This is a genomic window from Pseudoalteromonas citrea, from assembly GCF_000238375.3.
Classification (GTDB): domain Bacteria; phylum Pseudomonadota; class Gammaproteobacteria; order Enterobacterales; family Alteromonadaceae; genus Pseudoalteromonas; species Pseudoalteromonas citrea.
In genome coordinates, this window is the sequence record NZ_AHBZ03000027.1 from 61,768 (window position 1) to 83,526 (window position 21,759).

Sequence of the window (21,759 nt, forward strand, 5' to 3'; positions counted from 1 at the left end):
TTGTGACGATACATTATGCTGGATTTAATGGAGTATTGTGGCTTAATAATTTAAGAGCAAATACATTACTTGTATCGATAGCGTATCTTAAAGTATAAAAAAGCCAGCAAGTTGCTGGCTTTTTAGGTGACGTTTTTGTCATGCTTTATTTAATGTTTAAACTTTATATTTGTAGCGTCTAATAACGCCTCCTAAAATAAGCAATAACATTAATAAGCCAAAGGTACCTGATGATTTTTTATCTGGTGTCGGGGTTGGTGTTGGCGTCACAGTCGTAGCACTATCTAGCGTAACGGTTACTGCAACTTGACCCACATCACTTGCGCCATCACTGTCAGAGATTGTGTATTGAATTGTGGCAATACCAGAGAAACCAACATCTGGTGTATAGCGTAAGGTGCTGTTATCCGTAATGCTTACACTACCTTCATCAACAGTTGCTTCGATGATGGTTAGCACATCACCATCACTATCTTGATCATTAGAGAGCACGTCAATGTCGAGTGTTTGCGTATCGAGTGCAGCTGCTGCATCATTTACCGTTTGTGGCGCTGTGTTGGTCGTAATGGTTATAGCAGCATGACCACTTGCTGACCCACCTTGTGTATCGGCAATCATATAAGTTACCTGTGCAGTGCCAGATAAATTCTCTGGAGCTGTGAAGTAAACAAGGCCACCCTCAAGTTCTATGGTACCGATGTCAGATGTTGCGTTCACAACAGACAGAGTATCTCCGTCAGCATCTGTGTCATTGTGTAATACATTAAGTTGCATACGATTACCCGCTTTAACTGTGAAGGTGTCGTCTATCGTTACAGGTAACGTATTTCCGTTTAACACAATAGCCATACCACTTGGATCTACAACTGTTTTGTTAGCAATACCATCATCATCGTTAGGGCCACCATCAACGATTTGTAGCTTAATACACCAGTCTCCTGCATTAAGTCCGTCACGCCATTGACTGCTATTTGCTGCTGGACAATAACCTGACTCACCCTGCGCTGACATTACTTTGTTGCCGCCACCTAGTGAGAAGTTAACCCATTCGCCATTTTTGTACTTACGATAAACAGCATTTAAAGGCACCTGCTCATACTGAGGCAATACGATAGTAAAGGTATCTCCAGCATTCATTAACCCTGAGGCAATGAAGTCATAAAGGCCACCCACGTTTTGCGCTGTATCATCACTTGGTAATTCAGAGCTTAGCAATTGCGCACCACCTGAACTATTTTGTGCCACAGACGTGCCTTTACGTAACGATGTACCTGCTTGAGCTTCAATCAAGTGACCCGTCGAATTACCTGCACTACCTTGTAATACGTTAGGTTGTGAGATTGCATCTTGATAGTCAGGGATCCCGTCACCATCTGAGTCGGCATAGCCTTCTTCATTGTCGGGGATCAAATCACCATCGCTGTCTTGTGATGTTAATGCTGCCAGTTGTGCAATAACCTCAATATAGACTTCTTGAGACGCACTAAGTGCTGGAGTTGCATTATCGGTCACGCTAGCAGTAATACTATAAATACCCGCAGGTAACTGAGCTGGCGAGAAGGTAAACGCTGTATCTGTTGCACTGGTATTGCTTATACGAGGATCTGCACTTGTCCATGACACTTGTAATTGATCATTACTGTTCGCATCCGACACAGTCGCTAAGAGTGTAACCTCACCTTGGTCAGCAGCGACAAGCGTACGGTTTTCACCTTGTTGGGTGATTGTGGTGGAGATCTGCGGGGCGATATTGCCTTCTTCTATAGATATTGTAGCGATATTGCTTGATGTATCAGCATTCACTTCATTACCAAGTGTAATAATGATTGCCTCGCCTGTTTCTTGCTGAGCGTCTTGGATCACCTCGAATGTGATTGAGCCAGAACGGCCTGAGGTAATAATGACCTCGCCACTTTCTAAAGTGTGGTCTGCGGCAGTCGCAGAGCCAGATACTGTATACGGTATGGTTACCGGGTAGCTAGGGGCATCACCATTTAGCTGAACAGTGACGGTGTTACTACTGCCTTCACTGACAGTAAAGCCTTGATCTATCGATACTAGCGGGTTCACCGTTACCGTATGCGATGCCATAGCTATGCGTTCTTGGCTGTCTTGGGTTTGCCAATAAACAAGGTGGTTGCCTGGCGCAAATATACGGGTGTTGTCGACCAGTGATACAGCAAGCGTATTGCCTTGACTGTCGGTCGCGGTAGCTACGCCGAGTTCAACTTTTGTGAATAAGCCTGTTGCATTCACTGAAGTATCAGCTGGTGCGGTGATTTCTGGCAGGCCTGTTTGCAGTGAGATAATACTTAACGTGGCGCTTGATGCACTGCGTGCTTGCTCAGGATCTGCAATTACATAGTTAATCGTCACCGTGGTAGAAGCTTGGGTTGGTGCTTGATATACCAGCTGATTGTTTTCAACCGTCACACTACCAATAGATGCTTGCGCACCAACAATGGTAAGTGGTTGCTCATCGAGGTCAGTATCGTTACTTAACACATCAAGTACGTAGCGATTGGCATCGTTGCCGTCAAATGTGAATGTATCAGGGTTTGCCTGTGGCATATCGTTCACAGAGACAACATTAATTGCAATGCGAGTTTCAGAAGATTGCTCGCTACCATCATCAACGATGTAGGTAAGTGCATCGGCTCCGTTGTAGTTGGCATTAGGCGTATATGTCAGGGTATTGCCTTGCACAGACGCAGTACCAGCATTTGGTTGAGTAACAAGTTCTACACTTAACGTATCACCGTCGATATCGTTAATCGTGGGGATAAAGCTCGTGGTCCCATCTTCTTGTACCGATATGGTTTGTGCTTGTGCGCGTGGCGGTGTATTGGTAAAGCTCACCTCAATGTCAAAGGCTGGTAAAGAAGCGCTGAGCTCTTGATCACTGACTGTGATAACAATGTTGTTGCTAATACCTACATCATCGCGAGCAGGGGTGCCTGATAAAGTACCCGTTGTGCTATCAAAATTAGCCCATGTCGGTTTATTGGCTATTGTGTAGCTGAACTGCGTGCTATCGATATCGGTTGCACTTGGTGTAAAGGTATAAGTATTGCCCTGACGTATAGTGGTCGCAGGTGTACCTGCGATACTTGGCGCATCATTGACGTTATTCACTTGAATATCTGCAACAGCCGTTTGTGATGTGAGCGAACCATCATTTGCTTGATAACTAAAACTATCTGTACCAGTAAAGTCATCATTTGGTGTGTAGTTTACTTGTCCACCAGACAGTGTTGCAGTGCCATTGCTTGGTTGATTGGTAATAATAAAGCTGACGTTGTCACCATCAATATCACTGCCATTTAACCCCACAAATACTGAAGTCTCTTCATCTGTTGTTGCTGACACATTTTGTGCATTGGGTGCATCATTTACTGCAGTGACTGTGATTGCTATTTGTGCCGCTTCCGAGTCTAACTCTCCGTCATTGGCGATAAATGCAATGCTGTCAGTGCCATTAAAGTTTGCTGTTGGTGTATATGACCAAACCACACCGCTTACTGGTGTGAGTACACCATTACTAGGTGTTGTGCTAATTTTGTAAGTTAGCGCCGACTTTTCAATGTCTGTTCCTGTTAGTGTAATGTCGATACGACCGTCTTCGGCCACTGTCGTTGCACTTGGTGTTGCTACTGGGGCATCATTCACCGCTTCAACGGTTACCAACACCTCTGCTTTATTTGAAATGGCGCCAGCGATATCTTTTACTGTATAAGTAAAACTGTCAGTGCCTGAGAAGTTTTCATTGGGTGTGTAGGTCGCGGTCCCGGCCTCAGATATGCTCACCGTACCATATTCAGCCACATCGACCAGCGTGACACTGTCGATATCTAACTTATCATTCGCATCTACGTCAGTATCATTGCCTAAAATGTTAATTTCAAATGACCCATCTTCTTGAACTTTTGCAGTGTTGTTTTCAGCCACTGGTGCGTCATTAACTGGCTTAATAGTCACATTCACTGTGGCAGGTATCGATGCTAAAGCTTCACTATCTGTTAGTACATAGGTAAAGGTCAGTTCTCCAACGGCATCTTTAGCGGGTGCTATATGTAGCTGCCCATCGGCATTAACGGTAACACTAGCAAGGTCAAACACGCCTTCCCCATTGCCTTGGTCTTCTAGGGTAATGTTTGCCCCATTAAAACCTTGGTCTTCAACATCAGAGTCATTATGTAATATGTCTAACGTCAATGAGGTATCTTCATCGGTTTGTGCACTATCATTTTCAACAATTGGTCGGTCATTAATTGCGCCAATGTTGATGCTAATTATCGCTTCGTTAGACACTTCCCCGTTGCTGTCGGCAATGGTGTATTTAAAGGTGTCGGTCGCTACCACATTAAGATTAGGTATGTAAGTTAATGTGCCATCAGCTTGGCTTAGAGTCACTACACCATGTATCGGCTCAGAGGTAAGTTTAATGTCACCTGTTGGATTGGTGTCTTCGATGTCGCTTGCTTGGGTGCGAATATCGTCTATCGAGATGACTAAGTCTGTATCTTCATTCGTCACTTTAGAGATGTTGACTGCTTTTGGTGCATCGTTCACAGCGGAAACTGCAATGTTGACCGTGGCAGGTTCAGAGGTTAATGGGGTTGAATCAGACACTGTGTAAGTAAATGAATCAGGGCCATTAGCGTGTTCATTTGGCGTGTAGGTGGCAATACCATTGGTGATAGACACTGCGCCAAATTTAGGCTCAGTCACAAGTATGGTAGAAGCCGCGACAAGCTTTTGTTCTGCATCAGTATCATTGTCAATAAGAGAGAAGGTAACGGGCGTATCTTCTTGTGTGCTCGTCTCATCATTTTTAGCTATTGGCGCATCATCAACAGGGTTAATCGTCAGTGTCACGGTTTGAGTTGTTGATACAAGATCTGTACTGTCTTTAACACGATATGTAAATGTATCTTCGAGTGTTTCAGACCCATCATGTTCATAGATAAATGCACCGCTTTCATTGAGAGTAAGCGTACCGTACTTTACAGAGTCTCTTAATATTGCAATAAGTGTATCGCCAGAGTCTAAATCTACATCAGTGGCAGTACTAAGCAAACCGTTTACTTTCCCAATGCTTAGTGCTTCGCCTTCATTCAATGTAAATTGAAAAGGTTCAGCTGAGGGAATGTCAGGGCTGTTAATAACTGTAATACTAAACGGTGCCAAGCTCACTGACAGGCTATCTGCTACATTATCTTTGACACTGATGATGATGTTTTCGTAAGTACCTACATCTTTATCGGCAGTCATACCCGTCAGCGCGCCAGAGGCTTCATCAAAGGTGAGCCAAGTTGGTTTATTTTTTATTGAAAAAGTGTGTCTGTCTTCAAGGTCTGGGTCTGTTAATGTCGGTGCGAAGTGATATAGATTGTTTTGCTCGACTTCGAGTAAAGGAGTACCAGTAAGCGATGGGGCATCATTGACGTTAATAACTTCTATTGAAAATGGAGTTAGCGCAGTATATCCAGTGCCGTCAAACACCTTAATTGCAATATTTGTGTATGTATTGACATCATCATTGCTCGGTGTCCCTACTAGCTGACCTGTTGAGGCATTAAAGCTTAGCCAAGAAGGCATATTATTATTAATAGTGAAGCTTAACCCATCGTTATCCACATCGCTGGCTGTAGGTGTAAAGTCATACAGTTGATCTTGTTTTACATTGGTTGCTGGTGAGCCAGAAATTAATGGTAAATCTTGAACATTGGCAACGTTGATATTAATGGTGGCTGGTGTTGACCATGAGGTTTGGTCAAATGCCGCGTAGGTAAAGCTATCAGCACCTGAGAAGTTCAAGTTTCCAGTATAAGTCACCACATCATTAATAATAGTTATTTTGCCACTTTGGGGTACAGACATAATTTTGTATGTTAAAGGAGATTGCTCGATGTCGCTCGCTGTTAACGTTATGGCTATTGGTTGTTCTTCAATGGCGTCGACTTTTTTAGAGTCTGCGCTTGGTTCGTCATTTACTGACTCAATGAGTACATTGACGGTGGCGGGTTGTGAGGTATTACCACCACTATCAGTGACCATATAGGTAAATGAAAATGCGCCACTTGCATTAGGTGTTGGGTTAACCGAGAGGTTGCCCGCAGGAGTGACGGTTACATTCGCAAGCGGATAGATGCCAGCACCTTGGCCTTGATCTTCAAGGGTGATGTTTTCGGCAGTAAACGTTTCATCTTCAATATCAGAGTCGTTTTCTAAAATATTGAGTTCTTTAACCGTATCTTCAAGTGTGGTTAACGTATCGTTTTGGGCGATGGGTGTATCATTAACGGCCTCGATATCAAATGTGATAATACCAGGCTCAGATACGGCACCAAAGTTATCTGTTACTGTGAATGAAAGTGTATCAATACCGGTTTCATTTGCTCTTGGCGTGTAAACAATAGACTCATCTTGTAAGTTAAAGCTCATAGCGCCTTTTGTTGGCGAACTGATAATACTAATAGCACCTGCGGGTACGCCGTCTTCTATGTCAGAAGTTAAAGCACGTAATGAAATTGATTGTGATACGTTATCTTCAATTAATTGAGCTGTATGAGGCGCCACTGTCGGTACGTCGTTATTGAAATTGATATCAATAGTTACTGGACCAGTGACACCATGATATGGACTATCAAAACTATAGCTTAAGGTGTCTTGGCCAAACATATTTGGGTGTGGAGTATATTTGATCTGGCCATCAATCACCTCTGCATCACCTAACTTAGGTGCCGAAGTTATTTTTAATGTACTTTTCGCCGAAGATTTATCACCTATAACGTCATTGGCAAGGACATCTATGGTTGTTGTTTGGTCTTCCTCTATAAAAGCTCTATCCCAGTTAATGGTTGGCGATACTAAATCAGGGGAAAAAGTAAGATTCGCGGTATGCACTTTTGATGCTTGACTAAAGCCTTGAACAATAAACTGAAATTGACACGTTGGCGTGTTGCTATAGTTGTTGTTCAAAGTAAATGCCCCATTACTGCTGACGTAAAGACCATGGTTCTGACAGAGGAGGTCAATATTGATAACTGAGACTGAAAGTCGATCTTTTAGCTCATTGCTGATGTTAAAATGACTTAGTAGCCCATCGTTTTCATCTACGTTAAAGCCGTACATGCCTGACGAATAAGAGAGATCGCCTGTTAACGGTAGTATGAGTTCTGCATCATCTAGTTTGGTAATATAGAGTGGGAGAGATGTTTGGTAGGTATTGTCACCGTCAGACACTGCAATAGTTACCTCAACCAAAGTTGATTCAAGTAAGTCTGTGTCGCTATGCACCTCAGGAATACCAAACAGTTCGCCAGAGGTTGGGTTAATTTTCAGCCATTGTGGCGCTTTTATTAATTGATATGTTAAAGGGTCGTTGTCTGTATTTTCGATATAATGTGGAAACAGCGAAAAGTTCCTACCAGTATAAAGGCTATATGGTGCCATGTAATTGACTTTTTGCGAGTAATTAAATGGGAGCACAGTGATTGAAAAAGGCTCGACTAAATAACGGGCTTTACCATCGGTAACATAAATATGGATCTCTTCAGTAGTACCGAGATCATCTTCAGTGGGAGTACCTTGTAACATCCCCATGCTGGTATCAAACGTGGCCCAAGTAGGTTTGTTTTCAATATGAAAACTGTATTCGTTTGGGTCAAGGTGATCTGAGTGTCTAATTGTTGGGTTAAAACTATACATTTGGTTTTGATAGACGCTGCTCTTAGGGCGATCAGAGAGGGTCACATGATCAACTACTTCAATGTTAAATTGCTTTGTTACACTGAGAGAGGGATCATTCTGATTCTCTAATGTAACACTAATTTTATACTCTCCAAGTGTGATATTTGGTTGATCATTGAATCGGATACGTGAGCCATACTCTAATTTAAATAGGTGATTATCGTATGCGTTGTCTTCGAGCCTTATACTATGATAGGGATCCTCACTGATAACGTAGAGGCCTTGATAATCATCTATATGTAATTGATTACTACTTAAATGGAATTCGCCGTTGGTATTTGGATTATGACTTAAAGTCGGTGAATCAAAGCCATAGGAGTTCCCTTCACTCCACGTAACTGTAATAGTTTGTTTTGGAGACTGAGTGGATAAGTTATTAGTAAAGGTATACGTCTCACCTTTGGTAACGTATTGAGGGACTTCCTCAACGATATAACCCGGGTTACTAACATAGACTAATTGAGCTGTGTTAGAAGAGGAATCTGTTTGATGGTATATCACACTAAAAACGTCATCATTAACCATCGAATAATTAGCGCACCGAAGTTGCAACCCCTCAGCATATACATTGCTACATTCTATCGCTTTCGCTGATTGTACAAAAAAAAGCATACTCAGAGCTGCCAAAAAAGTCGATATAGTGGTACCCACTTTATTTTTTGTTCTCGCATGAGTAAATGCGTAGGGTCGAGTAAATAGAGCTGCTATCCACTCCCGTCGTTTTATAGTCATAATAGTCCTTTCTATTACTTTAATGTGTACTGGGTGATTAAATCAGTACTCCATGGTGTTAAATCAAAAATGGTGAGTGCAATGCACTAAATTCTTTACACTTTTTATTATTTATATGCAAAAAGGCATAACAACTTTAATGAAGTAAGTTGCCATGCCTAGCGTGCTTTGTAAGCGTTCGCTCGATTGTTTTTGCGTTACTGATCAGCTGTAATGTTTAAAAAGGCTGACTGTGCGAGCAAGTCTCTTATTTCATTGCTGGATAGCGGTTCGGTTCTTAGCCTTTGTAGTGTGGCAAAATCACCGTTAAATTGGTGAGCGGCGAGTGTCACGCTCAGTGACGGGTTACTGAGTTGTGCGGTACTTTCATTGAGGTAGTTGCCAAATGATAAATCGGCGGCAATGTTTGCCTGGGTTTTGCCCCTGACTGCCCAGCTGACATTACCATTAAATTGGTCTTGCCACCTTAGGGTAACCGTGACTTCATTTATTCTTTGATCAGCATTACCAAAGTCATATATTACAGATCGTGAGGTGTCATTAAATGAGTTACCAAATTCAGCAAATGCTGCGGCCAGTTCATGAGAGCCTTGAATGTGGGAAAGTGTGTTAAAGGTGCCAGTATCATCAATTGTATTCGTGACAAATGATGCAATCGTGACGGATATGCCCGCTTGAGATGAGGTTTGCTCTAAATATGAGGTGATGTAACTCTGTTCAACAATATCTGGGAAAATATACAGTGGCGTATAGGAGAATCGTGCGTATCGAGATTGCTCTCGTGATAAAAGCTCTGAAGTGCTGGCTGATATAATAACGTATTCGTTAGTTTGAGCGTGTTGCGCTGTATTTACTACAACCCCAGCTGTAGGGAAGTCGGTATCGGTTAATACAATAGTCTTGGGTTCAGTGAGTGAAAACAGCCCGCCGCGTACATCCCCAGTAGTTTCATTTTTAATAAATAAAAGTTTCTCTTGGAGAGAGTTGGCACACAGCGCTAAGGTACTCGGGTTATTTGCTAAAACGACATTGTCAGAAAACCCAGTGACGGTGTAACCCGGATTTGTGGCTGCCAGTTCACTAAAATCAAAATTCACAGCGTCACAGCTACAGCTTTGATAACCTTTAAAGGTCACAGTGCCCAATGCTAGATCACTCGAAATATCGTCCACATTATTGATTGTAATGATTTCAGTTTGCTTTTGGTTACGGTTATCTGTTTGCGTCGCAATGATTGAAATATAGTGGGTGTTGTCAGGTACATTGTGTTGAAACTGACCGTCTTGCTTAATGATTGGCGCTTCGATCGCCTGGCCTTGTTGGTCATGAAAAATTAAGCTACTTGCGATAGGCGTAATACCGCAGTCATTTTCAATAACAGAAGTAAAACTAACGTCATATTCAGACACGGGTGTTGGTGGGGGGGTAACTGTGTTGGTAGGCGTGTTAGCAGATGTATTAGTGGTGGCTACATTACCATTACTACTTGACGAACCGCCACAGGCAGTTAATAAACAGGCAGTACTTATTGCACACACAAGTGGGAGCAGTTTCATCTCATATCCTTTGAAAAGTTAAATTCCATTATAACGGTACAGATTGTACCCCAAATGTCCTGTTTCATTCAATAGTAGTAAGGTCTTGCCTTAATTGAATTAATACACGTTTATCTAATGATTTTACGCGAGGTGAAAATGAAAAAATGCATATGTGTGTTTATTCAGCTGCAGTAAAACTCAATTGTTTGGACAAAATTCAGGTTAAAACGGCACTGATGAAGCTGAGTCCATAGTCCTTCCACATTTGGGTTCTATCATGACTAAAAATCACCAGAGTAACTCGTTATGACACAGCATACATTCGACGTATTGACAGGCAATGACATTACCGAAGCAATTGATGAAATTGCACGGCTAAGGATCGACATCTTTGCAGAATACCCGTATTTGTATGATGGGTCTGTGAGTTATGAAGTTGAATACCTTCGTAAGTTTGCGAACACTAAGCAAAGTTTTATGGTGGTCATGAAAGATAAAGGCGAGATTGTTGGGGCTTTGACAGGGTTACCTTTAGCCCACGAGCAGCCAGCTGTAATGCGGCCATTTATTAATAGTATGTACCCGCTTACATCGACGTTTTATTTTAGCGAAGTATTAATGTACCCAGTATATCGAGGCAATGGGTATGCCAGTAAACTGTTTAAGTTGGCTGAGCAGTATGTCAGTCAGCTATGTACTTATACGTATATTGCGCTTGCCACTGTTGTCCGTGAAGCAAATCATTTGAAAAGGCCCAGCGCGTATCGCCCGTTAGATGGTATGTGGCAGCACTTTGGGTATAAACCATTAGCAAACCATATTTGTATCATGGACTGGCAGGAGCATGGTGACGATCATGAAACAGCCAAGCCGTTAATGTTTTGGATAAAATCATTGAGTAATGCTTACCAAAGCTGGGCACAACGTTCAACCCCTTTGAACAGTATGACTGCGCTTGGTTAGGTATTAAGTTATATTTGCGTCTTAGTATTTTTATATGCGTGATTTAATTGAATGATTATTGTCACTCTCTCGGTCTAGTGGTTATTAATTAGATACTGAGATGTACAATGACGCAAAATCACACCAATCATATTATTCACGGCTCCCTATTGGTCAGTTTTTTACTGTTGGGGCTGTCATTTTTTTTGGGGGGCAATGCAAATAGCATTTCCAACACATTCAGTTTTTATTTAATTACCGAATGGGTAGATACTCCGTTACTGGGGATCTTGGCTGGTATAACTTTTTTAGCGGCTGGCCTCATTGTGATACTCGCCGCGCGTGAACCTGCATTTAATGATGTATTACTTATCGCACTTCTATTTATAGCTGTTATGCCACTTTTGACATTGATAAGTGAAACTCGCTGGATGACACAGTTGGGTGGCTTTCCGATTATTGGCTCTGGACAAGGTATCATCAAGTATGCTGCATTAATACCATTGGCCATTTATTTAAGCCGCTATAACAGATTCAGCCTTCGTCAGCATGCTTTAGTTAATTTTATCCCTGTTGCATTGGTAATGTATTGGATTGGCGGCATGAAATTTTTTGAGTTTGAAGCTAATGGTATTGTCTCTTTAGTTGATACTTCCCCATTTATGTCATGGTTGTATGTGGTGTTTTCAGTGCAGGGCGCATCCAATGCAATTGGGGTTTATGATATTTTATTTACGAGCCTATTGGGATTTGCGATTTGGCAAAAAATGCCACGCCTTGGCTTGGTTGCAGTCGTGGGTGCTGGGGCTGTTTTTGCTATGACGCAAACCTTTTTGTTTACGGCAAACAATGCCTTTAGTACTGATACCATCATTACTTCGCTTGGACAGTTTGTGATCAAAGATTTATGGTTCTTTGGTAACCTTGCCGTGATTGTTCACTATGGCGCTACTATTGGCAACGAGTCTTTAGAGTAATCGCAATTACTGTTATCCCATAATTGGCGAAACACATTATGTTTACCTGCCATGTTCATACTGTCTTGAACATGGCGTACTCACACTACCTCCTTTATAAAGTTTGTAATAGTTGCTCACCCCCTTACCTAAGGTTGTACTGTATATAACCAATAATTTTGTTATGGTGGTGTAAATTAAACTGCGAATTACGCTGATGCTTGCATATGCATTTATATGGGGTGAATGATGTTTGAAGAGGTAGTGGGAACTATTAATGCGTTGTTATGGGGCCGTGGTCAGTTACTTATCTATATTTTACTGTTTGCCGGAATATGGTTTTCATACAAATTGAATGTCATCCAACTACGTCACTTTTCACATATGTTTACTTTACTTAAGGGCAGTAACAAAGCCGATAAAGAGACGATAAGTTCTTTTCAAGCGCTATGTACTGGCCTTTCGGCACGGGTTGGTACTGGTAACTTAGCGGGTGTGGCTGTGGCTATCTCGTTAGGTGGTAGTGGGGCTATTTTTTGGATGTGGGTGATTGCCATATTAGGTATGGCTACAGGGTTTGCAGAAAGTGTCTTGGGGCAAGTATATAAAATAAAGAACAACCAAGGGGAGTTTAGAGGTGGCCCTGCTTATTATATTCAACTTGGCCTTAATAAACCTTGGTTGGCAGTGACGTTTGCGGTCTGCTTATTCTTGGGATACGGGTTTAGTTTCAGTGCCATGCAAACCAATACCATAACCGATGCACTGCGTTTTGCCTTTGATATACCTGAACTCTACTCAGGTATTGTGATCACTATATTAGCAGGCTCAATCATTCTTGGGGGGTTGAAGTCTATAGCGCGATTTGCAGAGCGAGTAGTGCCAGTTATGGGGATCTTATTTGTGTTGGTGGCGGTGGTGATCACGTTAATTAATTTAAACGCTGTGCCAGCGATGCTCAAAGAGATTCTCATGTCTGCATTTGGCTTACAAGAAGCGGGAGCAGGTGCTATGGGGGCTGCAATAAAAAATGGCATACAGCGTGGTTTATATTCAAATGAAGCGGGCGCGGGCAGTGTGCCCCATGCATCAGGTAGCGCAAGCCCTGTTCCTAACCACCCAGTTACCCAAGGGTACATTCAAATGCTCGGGGTATTTTTAGACACCATTGTTTTGTGTAGCTGCACGGCAGTGATCATTTTACTGGCTGATATTAATATCTCGGGTGAAATGGAAGGCATACGATTGACACAAACTGCGATGACTGCACACCTTGCAGCTGGTGGGGTGTATTTTGTGGCAGCGGCAATCACATTGTTTGCATTTACGTCGGTGGTTGCTAATTTTGCCTACGCTGAGAGTAATTTACATTTATTTAAGCTTGATAATAAACTAGGTAGAGGGCTGTATACCTCTTTGTATTTACTCATGATGTTGTGGGGGGCAACCGCAACATTAAAAGAAGTATGGAGCCTTGCAGATATGGCATTAGGCTTGATGACCTTGGTGAATATCTTTGCCATTGTACAACTCACACCAACAGTGATTGCACTCAACAAAGATTATCATGCGCAAAGAGCACAAGGGAGGGAACCGACATTTAATGACTCTGTGACGCGAGTTCAAGGTCAATGTGCATCCGGTATTTGGTCACATAAGTAATGCTTTAGCACAAAAATAGCCATCATTATGTATAAGGTGCTTTGATTGTTGCTGTATGGCAAAAGTGCTTTGCGTTTACGCTATATTATTGAATGCTAATTTTCGACTACACTTGCTAGCACAAAGGCAACAACACAAACTTCGAGAGAGCAATGAAAAAAGTAATCATATTTGTAACAAATCACGCAACACTTGGCAGCACTGATCAAGCAAATGGTACGTATGCCCCTGAACTTACTCATGTTGTAAATGTGCTAAATGGTGCGGGAATTGATTATGATATAGCGTCAATACTGGGTGGAAAAGCGCCTTTATATGGCACTGAGCCTGATGGTGATGAAGTGAATCAATCAGTGCTAGGTCACTCTGGCTTTGTGAGTAAAGTTGAAAACACACTACTTGCGGCTTCCGTTAGCATTGATGACTATGATGCTGTTTTTTATCCAGGTGGTTTTGGGCTTTTAAATGATTTATTCGAAGATATCACGGTTGCGGCTTTGAGTGCTCAGCATTACGAGAATGGCGGGGTGATTGCTGCGGTATGTCATGGACCAGCAGGGCTGTTACCGATTAAATTGAGTAATGGTGAATTGCTGTTATCGTCAGTGTCAGTCACTGGGTTTACGCGAGAAGAAGAAGTAGACTTTGGCACCATTAATGACATTCCTTTCTTACTTGAAGATGCATTGGCTCGAAAAGCAGTGCAATACAGCAAAAAGCAGCCATGGCAGTCATTTGTGGTTGAAGACAAGCGAGTAATTACGGGTCAAAACCCCGCAAGCGCTCAGGCTGTGGGTGAAGCTTTAGTTAAATATTTAGCGTAAATTAAGTAATTGATATGTCAGAGGTCAGGACTAAAAGACCGACCTTTGGCATAATCTTTCCTAAAAATATTAGTCACTGTTTCGCTCAGCAGGTAAATCGCTGTTGTATTCTATAAATTCGACTTCAAAGCCATCGGGGTCTATGAAGTATGCATTTTTTCGATATGGATGAGTGTTACTGCCCATATCGGCATTAAACCCTGCGGCATTCATCCGATTTATGAGGCTAGCTAGGTTGTTTACGACATAGCCAAAGTGCGCTAACCCTATTTGATAACCGCTTAGGTCACGAGCAGGGTCCGTACCGTGATCGCTTAATGCAATATATTGATTGTCGTCACCAAAATGCAACCAATTTCTCGCTCGACCATTCCAGCTGTCTGATCCTGAACATCTGATTTTCCAATGAGGAAATGCGGCTTGATAAAAAGTTAAAGCGCGGGGCAGGTGACTGACGACTAAATTAATATGCTCTAAATACATGATGTTTCCTTATTTCAGGTGTTTATTATTTTAAATAGCCAAAGCTCACGTATTTCAATTAAGCTAAATTGACTTTATAGGCCCAGCTTAAAACCTTAGGTTAACTTGAGGTCAAGAGCGTAAAGCATAAACACACAGCTGAAATCGCACATTTTGAATTATGCGTGAATGTCGGTGGTTCAGGCTTGCTTATTCTAAGTACAATTTTGAGTGGTGACTCACTATGGTGATTGTTTAATAAACAAAATAAATATTAGCCAGCGGTATTTAATTTGCGCCACAGTAATGACGATGTCGGTGACAGGCTATGAATAAATTACGTGATTGATGTACTTGTATCATCACTGATGAAAAGATACATTGAGTCTTTGCATAACCAGAATAGGGACTCGGTATGCTGACAGTTCACCATTTAGAAAACTCTCAATCATTTAGGGTATTATGGCTATTAGAAGAACTTGATGCGCCATACCATATTGAGCATTATGCCAGAAACAAAGAAACCTCTTTAGCCCCCGACAACTTTAAGAAGCTTCACCCTGCGGGCACATCTCCTTGTATTTCTGATGGTGAGTATATCTTGCCTGAAAGCAATGCCATTTTGGAGTATCTACTTAAGAAGTATGATAATGAAGAACTTAGAAACCTTGGTTCAGAGCAGCATAGAGTCTCTTATTTATATTGGTTTCATAGTGCGCAAGGTAGCTTAATGCCTCTGCTCACCGAGTCGCTTATTTTTAAACGCATGATCAGTAAATCTCCGGCATTTATCCGGCCAATCATTCGGGTGGTGGTAGGCAAGGTCCAAAGCAGTTATTTAAACCCTCGCTTAAATAAATTAATCTCACATATTGAACAGACTCTAAAGCACTCTCGGTGGTTTGCTGGAGATACTTTTACTGCGGCTGATATAGTGATGGGGTATTGTATGGAGGTTGCTATTGCGAGAGTTAATTTGGGCAATGACTACCCTAATATTCACCGCTTTGTTGCAGATATAAAGCGCCGTCCAGCGTATCAAAAAGCACTCGATAAAAATGGGCCTTTTACACCTTTAGTTGATTAATAAAATGTGGTTAATGATCGAAGTAGAATAGGTGAAACTCCCGGAATATACCTTGATGACTTTACCGAAGACTCATAAGAAATAAGGAACGATAAAATGATAGATTTTCGCTCAGACACAGTAACAAGACCATGCACTCAGATGAAAAAGGCCATGTTCGAGGCCGAGCTGGGTGATGATGTTTATGGAGACGATCCAACGGTTAATGCCCTTGAGCAATATGCCAGTGAACGGCATGGTTTTGAAGGAGCACTTTTTACAAGCTCAGGTACGCAAGCCAATTTACTGGCGTTGATGGCACATTGTGAGCGGGGTGATGAATATCTATGCGGACAAAATGCACATAATTATAAATATGAAGCGGGCGGCGCTGCGGTATTAGGGTCGATTCAGCCACAACCGATTGAGAATGAAGCCGATGGTAGCTTATGTTTTACTAAGTTGAAGTCAGCAATTAAAGCCGATGATTTTCATTTTGCGCGTACAAAACTGTTGAGCCTCGAAAATACCATTGGCGGTCAAGTACTCAGTCTGGAATACATGGCGAAAGCACAGCAGTTTTGTGAACAGAATCAGCTGATTTTACATTTAGACGGTGCCAGAGTTTACAATGCGGCCGTGGCATTAGGTGTGGATGTTACGCAAATAAGTCAGTACTTTGACTCAATGACCGTATGTTTGTCTAAAGGGCTAGGCGCACCGATTGGATCATTATTACTGGGTGACAAAGCATTTATCGCTAAAGCGCGTCGGATCAGAAAAATGCTTGGTGGAGGCATGCGTCAAGCTGGTTTTCTCGCCGCGGCAGGGCAATATGCGCTATTGAATAATGTTGAGCGGTTGGCTGAAGATCATGACAATGCAAAGTATTTGGCAGAGCAGCTAAACGAAGTGAAAGGCTTTGATACCAGTGCATACTCTGTTAGCACGAATATTGTGTATGTAGATGTTGCGCAGTCGATCAATTTAAATGGCCTTGCCACAACGCTCGCAGAGAATGGCATTTTACTCACATCGAGCTACGCAGGCATGAGGTTAGTGACGCATAAAGATATCAATAAAATGAGTATAGATACGTTGATATATTCGTTGGAACAGTATTTAAACGAATGAAGAGAGCGTGATTTTGTAGTAAACCTCATAAGCACGGCTTAATAGAGTGAACGATGGAGTAAATGTTTGTAATTATTTTAATAGTTGCTTGTTATCCTTGGTATTTTATCATTAAGGTTACTGTCTTTTGATGAATGGGGCACGCTATTAACAAGACTGTAAAGTTAATTGATACGCCATATTAAATTTGATATAGCGTATCAAGACGCTATTGATGTTTACTGATTTGCCAGTCGTTATGTTGAAGGAATGTACTGCCAGCGTTAATGGCATTGGTTTCTAAAGTCGTCGCCATTGTGTCGTTCCAACGGTTCAAATAACCAAATAGTGAAATAACTCCTAATATTTCAACGACCTCCCCGTCATCCCAGTATTTCTTGAGTTCAGTTTCAATGGCATTGTCGACTGCATTGGGAACGCTTGATGCAGCCAAGGCAAACTCAAATGCGGCTTTTTCTGCATCGGTAAAAAGTGTACTTTCCCGAAATTGCCAAATCGAGTGAAGGCGCTCTTCAGATCCCCCATAGCGTTTTGCAGCTAAAATAGTGTGCGCTTCGCAATATCTACAGCCTGTATTAGCACTGGTAATATAGCCAATAAGACGCTTTTGTTCAGCTGTGACTCGACCGCAATTTTCCATCACTGCCATATTCAAGGTGATAAAGGCTTTTGCTATCGCTGGGCGAATTTGCATGGTTAATACGCTATTTGGGCAAAACCCAAGGGTTTCATTAAAAAATGTTGCCAATTCACTAACTTCTTGATTTTCATCTTGTGAAAGAGGTGTAACTAGTGCCATGATAAGATCCTGTTGAAATATTTATGTTGCATTTGCAACATAAATACTATCGTGTCATCGCTGGTGTTGTAAAGCAAAGTATGTGAATGGTTTAAACGTATGAGGGTTTTAAATGAGTAATAAAATGCGAAAAGCAGCATTTACTTTAAACAAAGATATAGCAAATCCATATGATTTATATAACCACTTGCCCTATAGGGTGGCGGTTGCAAGTAACTTATTGGCAATTGATAGAGATGCAGCGATTAAACAACTCACAGAGCTGGAAACAAGAGAGATTAGGGTGTTATTAAATATAGGCTCCTATGGTCCAATTAATGCTGCTGATATTGCTTATCAGTCTCGGCTAGATCCTTACTCTGTGAATAGAGCCATTAACTGTTTATTAAAACTAAATTATATAGCTGAGGTTAAACGAGTAACAAATCAGAAAGTAAAGCGGGTTGCATTGACTGAAGTAGGGGTGAGCGTTTATCAAAAAATAACAGAACACCTTGAGCAAAGAACTCAACGTTTAACTGAGAATTTAACTACTAAAGAACAGACTACACTGTTAGCATTGCTAGAAAAGTTGGAATTGCAAGCAGAGCAAGTGTTAGCAGAGACAGCATCAGTTATTGAAGCACAAGGAGAACCAATTACGCGAGATCAAAAAGAGGTCATTCGCTGGTATAAAAGAACCTCTTCACAATAGCTCCGAGGCTATTTTTATAAGCTACTACAACTAGAGCTATAGGGTATCTACCCTGTCAATGACCACATGCCTCTTTTTTATGTAACATTGATTTGACTCAATTATGAGTTCATCTTCATAACGACCATTAAAAATACGTGTTGGCGCAGTGTGGTTGTTTTTATCTTTGAGGTATAAAACGAAATGCGAGCGATTAGTGAATATGTTTTTTCCCATTGGCTGCACATCCATACTCGTGATCATATGAATACTTTTCTTATTTACTAATGCTGTTTTTACCCTGGCAGCAATCGCTTCATTTCCTTCTAATGCAATATTTAATTTTGGTACTAAAAATGTTGCATCTTGCGTAAATAGACCTTGGTAGTCTCTAATTGGTCCTTTATCTCGATACTGTGGATACTTCATAAGTACCTCTTCACAGCTTGCAGCCAAGCTTGGGTTATGTTGATTGACTTGGCATCCAAGTAAAAAAACAGCGAGAGGTAAAGTCACTAGTACTTTAAACATTTTACTCCTTGGTTATTTTGGTAGCTGATAACGTTAGGTATTATTGTACTTGCTAATACATTAAATTAACAATTAAGCGCGAATATGAAGTTGTCTTGATTTTACCCCAACGTATTATGTTGGTGTACAACGGAGTTTCAGACTATTTCATCGTATTTACGTTATTTACGAGCGACACCTTACTGAGTCTGAGCTATATTGCCAATTCATCGAATAAATAAAAAGAGCAAAGGAATATGAAGAGATTTTTTCTTGCCAGCATATTGTCATCTAGCATTGCTGTTATTTTAACCGGTTGTGAGAATACATCATCTAAAGCATCTGATGTTGAAGCCACGGTTAAAAAAGTGACTATATCCCCCCCCATTGCAGAGAAAGTAACACACGTAACAAAAATTCATGGTTATGAAATGCGTGATGATTACCACTGGTTACGAGACGATTCTCGTAGTGATGAAAAGGTCATTGCGCATTTGACTCGAGAAAATATGTACAGTGATTCTATACTTAAGCCAACAGAGCAATTACAAAGTACATTGTTTGATGAAATAAAAGGAAGAATGGTTAAAGATAATCGTTCGGTACCCGTTAAAGACGGTCAATTTTATTATTTCACCGAAACCTTAGGTGAGCAAGAATATCCATCTTTGTATCGGAGTAACAGTGTTTCGGGGAGTGATCCGACGTTACTATTTAATATGAATGATCATGCTAAAGACCATGACTATTACAATATTGCAGACTTCTCTGTAAGCCCGAATGATAAATTATTAGCATATTCAGAAGATACGGTTAGCCGCCGCATTTACACTATTCGAGTAAAAGACTTATCAACCGGAAGCTACTTAAAAGAAGAACTCAAAGGAGTGCAAGGCGGTATCGTGTGGGGCAACGATAACAAAACACTGTATTATGTAAAAAAAGATCCGGTGTCTTTGTTGGGTAACCAAGTTTTTAGACATACTTTAGGTCAACCTCAAAGTGCTGATGAGTTAGTCTACGAAGAGAAAGATAACACTTATTATACTTATATTAGTAAGAGTAAAGATGGTAAATATATTTATATTCACCACTCTAGTACTGAGTCTAAAGGGGTTTCATTAATTGATGCAAATGACCGTATTTCGGTGCCTCAGCGTTTTATTACGCGAGAAAAAGGGCTGGAGTACAGTGTTTCTAAATTAAACGATTGGTTCTATATTTCAACCAACTTAAATGCTGTTAATTTTAAATTAATGAAAGTTCATGAAACGAAGTTTTCAGATAAAAGAAATTGGCAAACAGTGATTGAACATGATGATAAAGAAAAGTTTGAACGTGTCGTATTATTTGATGCTCACTTGGTTTATCAGACCCGAAAAATGGGTCAGTCATACGTCACGATACGAGATTTAACCGATGATCACGAACATCAATTAACATTTAATGATCCAGCCTATTTAGTAAGGTTAACAGGTAACCAAGAACTGAATAATAATGCTGTACGGTTGAGTTATTCAAGCATGACGACGCCGATGACTACCTTTGAAGTAGACTTAAAGAACTATAAAAAAGCGACGTTAAAAGAAACTCAGGTTTTAGGTGGTTTTAATTCTGATGATTATGCCTCTGAGCGCCTATTTATTACTGCGAGAGATGGAGTTAAGGTTCCTGTATCTTTGGTTTATAAGAAATCGTTATTCAAAAAAGATGGCTCTAACCCTCTTTTACAATACGCTTATGGCTCTTATGGATATACAAAAGATGCGAGCTTCTCAAATGCTTCTCTGAGTTTACTTGACCGAGGTTTTGTTTACGCAATTGCACATATACGTGGCTCTCAAATGTTGGGCCGACAATGGTATGAAGATGGGAAAAAATTAAATAAAAAGAATACTTTTAATGATTTTGTTGATGTAACTCGTGCACTTGTTACACAAAGTTATGCGGATGAAAATAAAGTATACGCGCAAGGAGGAAGTGCTGGTGGATTGCTTATGGGAGCTGTCGTAAACCAAGCACCAGAACTATACCATGGCGTACATGCTGCGGTACCATTTGTCGATGTGATAAATACGATGTTGGATGAAACACTGCCACTGACAACCAATGAATATGATGAATGGGGTAACCCGAATGATAAAACATACTTTGATTACATGCGCTCTTATTCGCCCTATGATCAAGTATCGGATCAAGACTATCCAAATATGTTGGTGACAACGGGGTTGCATGATTCTCAGGTACAATACTTTGAGCCTGCAAAATGGGTAGCGAAGTTAAGAGAAAAGAAAACTGATAACAATAAGTTGTTATTTAAAGTTGATATGCAAGCAGGGCATGGTGGTGCATCTGGGCGCTATAAAAGCATCAAAGATAGAGCGCTACATTATGCTTTCTTTATTGAGTTAGCTAACGGCAGGTTATAGCATGTATAAAAGTGGTACTAGTCTTATAGACTAAGTACCACTTTTATAACTTGATACGTTTTATATCGAAGTACAGTGTTTTTAGCCTATTATTTTGTATGATATGTCTTACAACTCAGGGGTTTGCATATTTACTTCCTTTACAGAAATAGTGTTTTTTGTATATAAAACTAGTTCTTTTTTCTGGTTATTAATATTTTCATACCGATACTTTGCTGAGCCTATTTTCTGTACTTCCCCGTAATTAGGGTATTTTGGCATTGGGATAAGTCCCACA

General features: G+C 40.9%; 13 protein-coding genes. 8 read left to right on the forward strand and 5 right to left on the reverse strand.

Features of this window, described 5'->3' with window-relative positions; all coding sequences use genetic code 11:
• Positions 1–156: 156 nt before the first annotated feature.
• Together PCIT_RS18545 and PCIT_RS18550 are read right to left on the reverse strand one after the other, a co-directional pair.
• The gene (locus PCIT_RS18545; protein WP_010365756.1) at positions 157–8,487 is read right to left on the reverse strand and encodes a tandem-95 repeat protein; all 8,331 of its coding nucleotides are present in this window, start codon (positions 8,485–8,487) and stop codon (positions 157–159) included.
• Between the two features lie 197 nt (positions 8,488–8,684).
• Positions 8,685–10,043, reverse strand: coding sequence for a hypothetical protein (locus tag PCIT_RS18550; RefSeq protein ID WP_040696085.1), 1,359 nt, complete (start codon positions 10,041–10,043; stop codon positions 8,685–8,687).
• A 288-nt stretch (positions 10,044–10,331) separates the two neighbouring features.
• Here PCIT_RS18550 and PCIT_RS18555 point away from each other — a divergent pair, with 288 nt between their 5' ends.
• The 4 genes from PCIT_RS18555 (at position 10,332) to PCIT_RS18570 (ending at position 14,409) form a co-directional block, all read left to right on the forward strand.
• Positions 10,332–10,988: a GNAT family N-acetyltransferase gene (locus PCIT_RS18555; RefSeq protein WP_010365757.1), complete on the forward strand. Its 657-nt coding sequence runs from the start codon at positions 10,332–10,334 to the stop codon at positions 10,986–10,988.
• Between the two features lie 107 nt (positions 10,989–11,095).
• Positions 11,096–11,944: a DUF417 family protein gene (locus PCIT_RS18560; protein ID WP_010365758.1), complete on the forward strand. Its 849-nt coding sequence runs from the start codon at positions 11,096–11,098 to the stop codon at positions 11,942–11,944.
• A 228-nt stretch (positions 11,945–12,172) separates the two neighbouring features.
• Positions 12,173–13,585 carry an alanine/glycine:cation symporter family protein gene (locus PCIT_RS18565; protein ID WP_010365760.1) on the forward strand — a complete coding sequence of 471 codons (1,413 nt, stop codon included), beginning with the start codon at positions 12,173–12,175 and terminating at the stop codon, positions 13,583–13,585.
• A gap of 152 nt (positions 13,586–13,737) precedes the next feature.
• Positions 13,738–14,409: a type 1 glutamine amidotransferase domain-containing protein gene (locus tag PCIT_RS18570; protein ID WP_010365762.1), complete on the forward strand. Its 672-nt coding sequence runs from the start codon at positions 13,738–13,740 to the stop codon at positions 14,407–14,409.
• A gap of 69 nt (positions 14,410–14,478) precedes the next feature.
• Here PCIT_RS18570 and PCIT_RS18575 read toward each other — a convergent pair whose 3' ends face one another.
• On the reverse strand, positions 14,479–14,892 hold the full coding sequence (locus tag PCIT_RS18575; RefSeq protein WP_010365764.1) for a VOC family protein: 414 nt from the start codon (positions 14,890–14,892) through the stop codon (positions 14,479–14,481).
• Between the two features lie 394 nt (positions 14,893–15,286).
• On the opposite strand from PCIT_RS18575, the gene PCIT_RS18580 reads away from it, so the two are divergent.
• Positions 15,287–15,958, forward strand: a complete 672-nt coding sequence (locus tag PCIT_RS18580; protein WP_010365766.1) for a glutathione S-transferase family protein — start codon at positions 15,287–15,289, stop codon at positions 15,956–15,958.
• Between the two features lie 96 nt (positions 15,959–16,054).
• The gene (ltaE, locus tag PCIT_RS18585) at positions 16,055–17,071 is read left to right on the forward strand and encodes a low-specificity L-threonine aldolase (protein WP_010365767.1); all 1,017 of its coding nucleotides are present in this window, start codon (positions 16,055–16,057) and stop codon (positions 17,069–17,071) included.
• Positions 17,072–17,279: 208 nt separating this feature from the next.
• Here ltaE and PCIT_RS18590 read toward each other — a convergent pair whose 3' ends face one another.
• Positions 17,280–17,870 carry a carboxymuconolactone decarboxylase family protein gene (locus tag PCIT_RS18590; RefSeq protein WP_010365769.1) on the reverse strand — a complete coding sequence of 197 codons (591 nt, stop codon included), beginning with the start codon at positions 17,868–17,870 and terminating at the stop codon, positions 17,280–17,282.
• A 112-nt stretch (positions 17,871–17,982) separates the two neighbouring features.
• Between PCIT_RS18590 and PCIT_RS18595 the strand changes: the two genes are divergently transcribed.
• On the forward strand, positions 17,983–18,564 hold the full coding sequence (locus tag PCIT_RS18595) for a helix-turn-helix domain-containing protein (RefSeq protein ID WP_010365772.1): 582 nt from the start codon (positions 17,983–17,985) through the stop codon (positions 18,562–18,564).
• Between the two features lie 36 nt (positions 18,565–18,600).
• On the opposite strand, the gene PCIT_RS18600 is transcribed toward PCIT_RS18595, so the two are convergent.
• Positions 18,601–19,074, reverse strand: coding sequence for a nuclear transport factor 2 family protein (locus PCIT_RS18600; RefSeq protein ID WP_010365774.1), 474 nt, complete (start codon positions 19,072–19,074; stop codon positions 18,601–18,603).
• A 236-nt stretch (positions 19,075–19,310) separates the two neighbouring features.
• Between PCIT_RS18600 and PCIT_RS18605 the strand changes: the two genes are divergently transcribed.
• Positions 19,311–21,482 (forward strand): S9 family peptidase, encoded by a 2,172-nt coding sequence (locus PCIT_RS18605; protein ID WP_010365776.1) that lies wholly within the window; start codon positions 19,311–19,313, stop codon positions 21,480–21,482.
• The last annotated feature ends 277 nt before the right edge of the window (positions 21,483–21,759 follow it).

Bases quoted from the DNA above. Each gene is read 5' to 3' on its own strand.
- PCIT_RS18600 (WP_010365774.1), bottom strand. From the start codon at position 19,074: ATGTTTAAAGTACTAGTGACTTTACCTCTCGCTGTTTTTTTACTTGGA.
- PCIT_RS18550 (WP_040696085.1), bottom strand. From the start codon at position 10,043: ATGAAACTGCTCCCACTTGTGTGTGCAATAAGTACTGCCTGTTTATTA.
- PCIT_RS18580 (WP_010365766.1), top strand. From the start codon at position 15,287: ATGCTGACAGTTCACCATTTAGAAAACTCTCAATCATTTAGGGTATTA.
- PCIT_RS18590 (WP_010365769.1), bottom strand. From the start codon at position 17,870: ATGGCACTAGTTACACCTCTTTCACAAGATGAAAATCAAGAAGTTAGT.
- PCIT_RS18605 (WP_010365776.1), top strand. From the start codon at position 19,311: ATGAAGAGATTTTTTCTTGCCAGCATATTGTCATCTAGCATTGCTGTT.
- PCIT_RS18555 (WP_010365757.1), top strand. From the start codon at position 10,332: ATGACACAGCATACATTCGACGTATTGACAGGCAATGACATTACCGAA.
- PCIT_RS18560 (WP_010365758.1), top strand. From the start codon at position 11,096: ATGACGCAAAATCACACCAATCATATTATTCACGGCTCCCTATTGGTC.
- ltaE (WP_010365767.1), top strand. From the start codon at position 16,055: ATGATAGATTTTCGCTCAGACACAGTAACAAGACCATGCACTCAGATG.
- PCIT_RS18570 (WP_010365762.1), top strand. From the start codon at position 13,738: ATGAAAAAAGTAATCATATTTGTAACAAATCACGCAACACTTGGCAGC.
- PCIT_RS18575 (WP_010365764.1), bottom strand. From the start codon at position 14,892: ATGTATTTAGAGCATATTAATTTAGTCGTCAGTCACCTGCCCCGCGCT.
- PCIT_RS18565 (WP_010365760.1), top strand. From the start codon at position 12,173: ATGTTTGAAGAGGTAGTGGGAACTATTAATGCGTTGTTATGGGGCCGT.
- PCIT_RS18595 (WP_010365772.1), top strand. From the start codon at position 17,983: ATGAGTAATAAAATGCGAAAAGCAGCATTTACTTTAAACAAAGATATA.
- PCIT_RS18545 (WP_010365756.1), bottom strand. From the start codon at position 8,487: ATGACTATAAAACGACGGGAGTGGATAGCAGCTCTATTTACTCGACCC.